Here is an 8,067-nt window from a genome sequence, read left to right as displayed (position 1 = left end):
ACTATGAGGGGAGCATATCAACCTCCCCGTTTCGCTACAGTAGGAAAACTGCAACGCTACGGGGGAGGTTTTTTTTATATAGAGTCGGATTGAATCAGTTAATGGTGGTATGCGTGGGAGCTACTATTTATCAGTTGGTGAATCCGTAGGTGTGAAATCACATTCCTGCAGCGGCACCACTTTGGTCTTTTTGATCCATTTGTAACCGAGCCACAACACCAGAAACAGTGGTACGCTCAGGTAGGCAACGATGGCTCCACTCCAGTCGATCTGGTCACCCGTGAATGCCTGATAGTTCTGTCCAATGATCACGATAATACACAGGACAAAGGCAAAGATCGGCCCAAACGGGAACCAGCGTGCACGGTAAGGCAGATCGCTCAGATCCCTGCCTTGTGCAACGTATGCACGACGGAAGCGATAATGACTTATGGCGATTCCAAGCCAAGTGATAAAACCACACATACCGGATGCATTCAGCAACCAGGTGTACACAATCCCATCGCCGAACAGGGAGGCAAGGAATGCCAACATCCCAACAGCTGTTGTAAGCAAAAGTGCATTCATTGGAATGCCTTTTTTATTCAGCTTGCCCAGGAAACGAGGGGCTTTACCGTCACGGGCAAGGGCATAGAGAACCCGACTTGAAGCGTACATGCCTGAGTTACCGGCAGAGAGTACAGAGGTTAGAATAACGGCATTCATCACGGAAGCTGCAATGGCGAGGCCAGCTTTCTCAAACACCAGTGTGAACGGGCTGACACCGATATTTTCCAGATCACCTTTGAGCAGGTTCGGATGGGTATACGGGATGATCAGACTGATCACGGTGATCGCCAAAATGTAAAAAATCAGAATGCGCCAGAATACCTGACGAATCGCACGAGGTACATTTTCGCGCGGGTTTTCACTTTCACCGGCGGCTACCCCGATAAGCTCGGTACCTTGGAATGAAAATCCCGCAGCCATGAATACGCCTAACACGGCGAAAAATCCGCCATGGATGGGCGCATCACCGATGGTGAAGTTACTGAAACCAACCGCTTCTCCGCCCATAATACCAAAGATCATGAGCACACCAACGGCCAGGAAGATGATAACAGTAGCAACTTTGATAATGGCGAACCAGTACTCGGACTCTCCATAGCCTTTAACAGACAACACGTTCAAAGAAAAGATCAGCACGAGGAACAATAAGCTCCATAACATGGATGAACTGTCGGGGAACCAGTATTTAATGAGTACTGTAGCGGCAGCAAGCTCTGCTGCAATGGTTACCGCCCAGTTGTACCAGAAGTTCCAGCCCATGGCGAACCCGAGAGCAGGGTCAACAAAACGTGCGGCATACGTATTAAATGAACCGGAGTCCGGCATAAAGGTAGCAAGCTCACCAAGGCTGGTCATTAGGAAATAAACCATGATGCCAACGGCCACATAGGCAATTAATGCTCCACCAGGGCCTGCGGTTGAGATGGCGGTACCACTAGCGAGAAACAGCCCGGTACCAATTGAGCCACCGAGGGCGATCATCGTCATATGGCGTGCGCGTAATCCTTTTTTCAGAGAAGGTTCAGTTGTTGTTGGGTTACTGCGGTCTTGCATGGAAACACTCCTTCATTCGATATACTGATGTTTGCGATACCTGAATTCATAAACAAAAAGACCACAGGCATCAGCCTGCGGTCTTTAATATTTCAATGTCCGCACCATGTCCCAGATGATTAAGATAGCTCAACACAGAAGAATTCATACCTTTATATAAAGGAAATGTACTTCCGTGACAGTTCTGCGTCTTTCGACAGCAGCCCCAGCTCACCGGACCTTATAAGGAACGTCCAGCGAGCTTCGGCGGGTACACCTTTCGGCTGATTTCATAAGCGGCTCCTTAGCGCCTCCATCAGCGTACTGATCGCACCCGCGACCTCTACCTCACCATCAAAGGATGAGGTGTATCTATTGTCTATGAAATTATGAACAACACAACTTAACAACGTGTGTCCTGTTTAGTAAACAGACAATCAGTATAACGCGCATGGTTTTCCAGTGCAATAACAATTGTTGGATGTGAGGTCTGAGAGACGACTATTCCTCTTTTTTGTTACGGCCAGCCATCTGCTGCCATACCGTTCCAGCAGCTTGTTCGCCGGACTCGATTCGCTCCAGAGCCATTTTGGCCTGCAGGCTGACTTCAAATTCGGGATCATCGGCTGCAACTCGCAACGCTTGCTCCGCTTCTTCAGTTCCGACCTCATAGAGAAAACGTGCTGCACGCCAGCGTACAAGTTTACTTTTATCGGATAACGTGGCTGTCATGGCTGGAGTTGCAGCAGGGTCACCGATATCAGACAAGGTGTCACCGGCAGTACGTCGTACCGCAGGAGAACTGTCCTGAAGCGCTTCATACAGCAGTTCCATCGCTTCCGGTGTACGAATGTCACCCAGGTATACAACGGCCAAGCGGCGAATCTGCATTTTGTTGTCATGCAAGGCATGGGCTACGAGAGGCAATCTTTCTGCTGTAGGCTCCATGCCGTCAAATGCCGCATAGCGAACATTCCAGTCCTCGCTCCGCAAAGCCTCTTCAAGTTCGGCTCCATCCAATTCACGGCGGCGCTCGACGAACTCTTCGGATTTGGTACCATGTTCAATGGCCTGTTGGATAACCTGTTCCAGCCGTTCCGGGGGGTAAGCGGCTTCCAATTCCTGCTCGACTTCACGTGCAATATCAGGCAATTCACCATATCGAACACCGTAATCACTCAGTTTACGTTCTTTGATCATTGTTGCACTGGCGACTTCTGTCACCGCTTTGACAAAACGATCTGACAACGAGATTCGTTCTTCCTTGACCCCGGCCTTGACCCTGATTTGCATCGGTACGCCACGGAAGAATTGTACAAATACCTGTGCTTCTCCGAAGTGCTCGCCTGAACCATCTTCGGATTCAATCCAGTCCAGATCAATGCCTTGCTGTCCAAGGCGATTTTGGACTTCGCCCAAGATAACGGACCAGTCGGCATTCCCTTTACGATCAAGTGCCACAAAGTCTGTGGTGTGGAACACACTCTTTACACCGGGAATATGAAGCATCTGGCGAATGAACGCCGGAGCAGATCGTTCGTTGTCCAATGTATATGTTTTGCGAATTCCGTCCTCCAGACGTTCATCGAGATGTAGCATCATCGTATTTGGACTCGGTGTTGGTTCAATGGAAACAATATTCATCAATGTAACCTCCTATAGTACCAGATTCATCTTTAACTTCCCGTAAATTAAATCACAGGGTTATTTCTCTATTTTACATCAATGTGTGGAATCTGCGAAATCATCCAGAAGTGAAATGGACGTGCCTAACACTTAATGTGAAGAAGTACGAAATTTGTTAACACTTCTTTCATGTTCACGCACAAACATTTTTAAACGAAAATTGGGACAATAAAGATAAGAATCAACTGGAGGTTATACCTATGGAACCCATTACCGTGCTCTCGGATGGAAAACGTCGTATTGCATATGAGAATATTATTCAATTGTTCAGGAACTGGATTGAGGACTCAACATCTGGTTCTGCGATAGAAACACATCGGGGAAGTTGGGAAAATGCCCGTTATTGTATTGTTGATTATCAGGTTGCCGAAGAAGCGGTGTCAGCAGCAAATGCCATTCGGGCTTTTATGCCACAACTTCCGTTACTGGTCATTACGGATTTCAAATCCCTTATTCGGAAGCGTCACCTGCAACAGATTACAGGTACAGGTGAGATGAAGATGATTCTCTGGAACGAGCAAGACCCGAATCAACTCATCAAGGATATGGAAAATTGGTTGCATTCTTCGTCTGTCCATAAATCAGAAATAGCCATACCGCCCATCTTATCCATGAGATAAAAGAGGGATATGGCCAAAGGTGTTAAATTACAAGCGTTACGAACGTTTTATATCACATATTTGTAGCCTGTTCCCCAAACCGTCTTAATATAACGTGGGTTCTTGGGGTCAGGCTCGATTTTTTTACGCAGACTTGAGATATGAACATCAATGGTACGATCCAGATAGGCACGTTCGGAGCCTTTGATCCGATCCATCAGTTCATTGCGGGTGAACACTTTACCCGGATTGCGGTACAATTCCTTCATAATCTCAAACTCAATATGAGTGACCTCGATTTCAACGCCATCCACAAACAGAGTTCTTCTGTACTCATTCACATTCACATGTCCCGTAACCTCTGCCTGCTTGTCTTCTTTTACAGGTTTATCCTTATAGGAAATGATGGATCTTCGCAGCAGTGCTTTGATCCGGGCATCCAACTCTTTCAAACTAAATGGTTTGCACAGAAAGTCATCCGCACCATTATGCAATGCGCGAAGTCGGTCATTCAGCATGGTGCTTGCCGAGATCATCAGAATGGGCACAGTGGAGTGCTGACGAAAAGCTTCTACGAGATCATTTCCATCCATTTCAGGAAGCATGAGATCCGTTACAACAATATCCGGCTGGAATTGTGGAAACAGTTGAAGTGCCTCGCGGGCATGATGAACCCGTTCCGTGATGTATCCTTCCTCCTCAAGGAAGAAAGCAATCATGTCGGCCAGATTTTTCTCATCTTCGATAAGAAGTACTTTGATAGTCATAGGGTCACACTCCTGGTGAAAATAATATGTTAAGAAAATGCTAAAAAAACAAGGTGAATTGCGAATAAATGCCGCAAATTTTTTAATGTTTCTATTCCAATATATAGGATGTATATGTAGAGAAGAAATAAGCTTTTTGAATGGACTTCGATATTTTAGCATGAATGTAGTTTGGTTGCCGATCAATCAGAATTTCCCAAAGCTACACCGAGTACTAATTACAGTATAATGGATCAGAACGAGTTAAGGGGAAAAAAGTAAGATTGTATCCGCTTAAGTTTATAGGGGGAACCAACGTTGTTGTTGAAAACAGAAGAAACAATGATCCATGAGGGCAAATGCTTATGGATCGTATAAAGGCAAGACAAATGCTGGATTGGGTCGTGTTGAAGCTGAGAATACCCTGGATTGGGACCAGCATTCTGATCATTCTGGGCTCACTAAGCACTATTTTTCCGTTTACTTTATTCTATGGTGTACAGTTTATGATTGGTAGCGCGGCGGCACTCGTTGCTCTTCGTTTGCATGGGGCCATCTATGGATTTGTCACCCTTACAGTCATCCATCTGCTGAATACCGTCTTTGTCGGCTTAGTGCCGCACAATTTAACTGTAGTGCTTGCCCACTTCATGGAATTAATCTGGATGCTCGTTTGGCAGACCCGTTGGAAGAATGGCAGCCTAATCAAGGCTAATGCTGTCTTTTGGGTAGTGATGTTACTTCCTGTTATCTATGTCGGGCATTTTATGTTGGGTTTAAATATAGACGATTTGAAGTATGAGTATATGTATATTGCTGTGATTGGTATGGTGAATGCGCTCATTGCGGGAATTGTAGTTGATTTCTGGATCACCACGGGTGAACACAAATCCAAGCGGACGGGAACCATTCCACTAACAAGAATTGCGTTCAAATACGTAGTCGCCTTTGTGGTATTTGTTTCTCTTGTACTGTTATCCGCAGATAGCCGCAGACAATTGAGTCAAATGAATGATGCCATATTACGTGATATGAAATATGCAGCGACTGCGGTTGTTCAGGATATTGATGAAGAGTATGTTACCTCCGAGAATATGGATCAGAATATGGCGCGTTATCATCATCTATTGGGTGTGAATGTGATTCTGTTGGATCGGAATGATACAGTCGTTGCTTCTGGATTGAATACACTTCAGGAGGGCGATTACATGGACATGAACAGTTTCCGTCTTCTGAAATCAAGGGATAACCTCTTTGTGTTAAGTTCCGCAAATATCCATTACAGCGATTTATTGAATCACTGGAAACAAGCCTCTTTTATCTATGAAGCAGAAATGACAAGATTAACACCTTATCGGGTATTTATTGTGACCGACTCGTCCAAGTATTACCCCCGAATTGAATCGATTTACCTGACCACGCTGCAATCCCTGTTCATCATCATCGTGGCTTCCATGATCGTAGCGGCTCCGCTCAGCAGTAAGGTTGTTAGCCCGCTGTTAAGACTGACCAGGATGACAGGCTCTCTTCCGAGACTGCTGTTTCGAAATGGGAAGATGGAGTGGCCAACCAGCCATGTAACTGAAGTACAGATCCTGATTGGTAATTTGCGCAAAATGGCCGATGTGTTGCTGGAACAATTCGAACAGATTCGTCACGACAAGTTAACGCTGGAGGACAGGGTCATAGAGCGGACCAAGGAACTCAAGAATAGTGAAGAGGTCAAACGTGCCATTATTGAATCCTCTATTGATGCAATTATCGCTGTGGACTCCAGTGGGCTGATCGTTGAGTTTAATCCGGAGGCTGAAAGAATGTTTGGATTGCGTCGGGAAGAAGTGATTCTGCACAAGGAAGCGCCGTCACTTTTTCAAGGGGCCAGCTGCAAGGAGATCAAGAATTTGCTGGAGCGATTTGAATATGTTGAAGGTAAAAGATACACCATCGTTGAAGAAATTTCAGGTATCCGACGGGATGGTTCTGTATTTCCGATAGAGTACAAAATTGTTGAGATCCAGTTGGGCAAAAATGAGACATTATATAACCTGTTTATTAAGGATATTACAGAGCGGACCAGAGCAGAAGAAGATCGTGTACGTCATGCCCTTGCGCTGGAGAAGCTGAACTCGGAGTTGTTCAATGAGAAGATTGCGATTCAGGAACAGCGAGATATCAGTGAGCAATTTATTGAATCCGTACGAGAAGGGCTCGTGATGTCTGATCGATCAGGGACCATAACCATCGTCAACCGAAGGATAGAAGAGATGTTTGGTTTGGGTGATTTTATGGGCAGATCCATTGAAGATTTGGCGCAGTCGATTGATACAATGGTATTAACGGACAACTTCAATCTGATGGAACAGACGAGAGCATTCCTGAATGGAGAAACGGCGTTTATCGAGACCGAATTTATATTTAATAATGTGGATAAAAGTGTATTTTCCTTGTACATGAAGCAGATGGATGTCCCGGGTAAAAACCATGGGTTCTTGCTGGTGTTCCGCGACCGGACAGGGGAAGAACGGCTGGATCGGATGAAAAATGAGCTGATCAGTGTGGTATCTCATGAGCTTCGAACGCCTGTAGCTACCATTATGGGATATGTGGAATTAATGATGATGTATGACCTTCCGGCAGCTCAGCAGCAGGAATTCATGCAGACCATCTCTTCGGAGGGCAAGCGGCTGAGCAGTTTGCTCGATGATGTACTCGATATTCAGCGCCTCGACAACGAAGGTATGGCTTACCATATGACTTATGTGCCGCTGGTTGAGTTGGTAGAAGGGGTTGCCGAACAGTGGAATATGAAATCTGCCCAACGTATCTACGTTCATACGTTTAATGGAGACTTTTTTGCTTATGCTGACCAGAACAGGATGGTCCAGGTTCTGCATAATCTGGTGGGCAATGCAGTTAAGTATTCTCCGGGAGCCGATCGTATCGATGTTACGTTATGGGAAGAAGAGGAATGGTTATGTCTTGATGTGCGCGATTACGGAATAGGGATTGCGGAGCAAGAGAAGGACATGCTGTTCAATAAATTCTATCGGGTCGATAATTCGGATCATCGGCAGATTGGTGGAACAGGAATTGGATTGTACATTTCCCGTAAAATTGTAGAGGACCATAAGGGTACACTGACCTTTATATCTGCACCGGGCAAAGGAAGTACATTCAAGGTTCGACTGCCCAAGCAAGACGTATTGGTGTAAATGTATTGATGGATGAAGAACCTGCGAATAGAGCCTTTGCCCTTCAGCGCGTGAGCGTGATAAGGGGAAAGGCTTTTTTTGTTTTTCAATTTCCCCGGATAAAAAATCAACTTCTTTTGCAAACTGTCTATAGAGCCATAATTTGCATTCCACGCAAAAGGAGGACGGCAGGTATATGTTCCGTAAACAAGAGAAAACACTCATTATCGTCTGTCTGGTTGCAGCTGTGGTTGTACTGTATGC

The 8,067-nt window shown here is 45.6% G+C and carries 5 protein-coding genes and 1 riboswitch; of the genes, 2 read left to right on the top strand and 3 right to left on the bottom strand.

Annotated elements, in window-relative coordinates:
• Positions 1–123 precede the first annotated feature (123 nt).
• Both J7E78_RS27440 and J7E78_RS27435 read right to left on the bottom strand, forming a co-directional pair.
• On the bottom strand, positions 124–1,602 hold the full coding sequence (locus J7E78_RS27440) for an amino acid permease (RefSeq protein ID WP_215079828.1): 1,479 nt from the start codon (positions 1,600–1,602) through the stop codon (positions 124–126).
• 117 nt (positions 1,603–1,719) lie between these two features.
• Positions 1,720–1,935, bottom strand: a riboswitch (Lysine riboswitch).
• 147 nt (positions 1,936–2,082) lie between these two features.
• On the bottom strand, positions 2,083–3,225 hold the full coding sequence (locus J7E78_RS27435; protein WP_215079826.1) for a virulence factor: 1,143 nt from the start codon (positions 3,223–3,225) through the stop codon (positions 2,083–2,085).
• Between the two features lie 242 nt (positions 3,226–3,467).
• On the opposite strand from J7E78_RS27435, the gene J7E78_RS27430 reads away from it, so the two are divergent.
• Positions 3,468–3,887 carry a hypothetical protein gene (locus tag J7E78_RS27430; protein ID WP_215079824.1) on the top strand — a complete coding sequence of 140 codons (420 nt, stop codon included), beginning with the start codon at positions 3,468–3,470 and terminating at the stop codon, positions 3,885–3,887.
• A 47-nt stretch (positions 3,888–3,934) separates the two neighbouring features.
• Here the strand turns inward: J7E78_RS27430 and J7E78_RS27425 are convergent, their stop codons facing one another.
• Positions 3,935–4,633: a response regulator transcription factor gene (locus J7E78_RS27425; protein WP_036668013.1), complete on the bottom strand. Its 699-nt coding sequence runs from the start codon at positions 4,631–4,633 to the stop codon at positions 3,935–3,937.
• A 344-nt stretch (positions 4,634–4,977) separates the two neighbouring features.
• On the opposite strand from J7E78_RS27425, the gene J7E78_RS27420 reads away from it, so the two are divergent.
• Positions 4,978–7,824, top strand: a complete 2,847-nt coding sequence (locus tag J7E78_RS27420) for a PAS domain-containing sensor histidine kinase (protein WP_215079822.1) — start codon at positions 4,978–4,980, stop codon at positions 7,822–7,824.
• Positions 7,825–8,067 lie beyond the last annotated feature (243 nt).

Source organism: Paenibacillus polymyxa, from assembly GCF_018614975.1.
GTDB classification, from domain to species: Bacteria; Bacillota; Bacilli; order Paenibacillales; family Paenibacillaceae; genus Paenibacillus; species Paenibacillus polymyxa_E.
This window is presented reverse-complemented; position numbering and strand designations above follow the sequence as displayed.

Coding starts and splice junctions, on each gene's coding strand:
- J7E78_RS27440 (WP_215079828.1), bottom strand. CDS start 1,602: ATGCAAGACCGCAGTAACCCAACAACAACTGAACCTTCTCTGAAAAAA.
- J7E78_RS27435 (WP_215079826.1), bottom strand. CDS start 3,225: ATGAATATTGTTTCCATTGAACCAACACCGAGTCCAAATACGATGATG.
- J7E78_RS27430 (WP_215079824.1), top strand. CDS start 3,468: ATGGAACCCATTACCGTGCTCTCGGATGGAAAACGTCGTATTGCATAT.
- J7E78_RS27425 (WP_036668013.1), bottom strand. CDS start 4,633: ATGACTATCAAAGTACTTCTTATCGAAGATGAGAAAAATCTGGCCGAC.
- J7E78_RS27420 (WP_215079822.1), top strand. CDS start 4,978: ATGGATCGTATAAAGGCAAGACAAATGCTGGATTGGGTCGTGTTGAAG.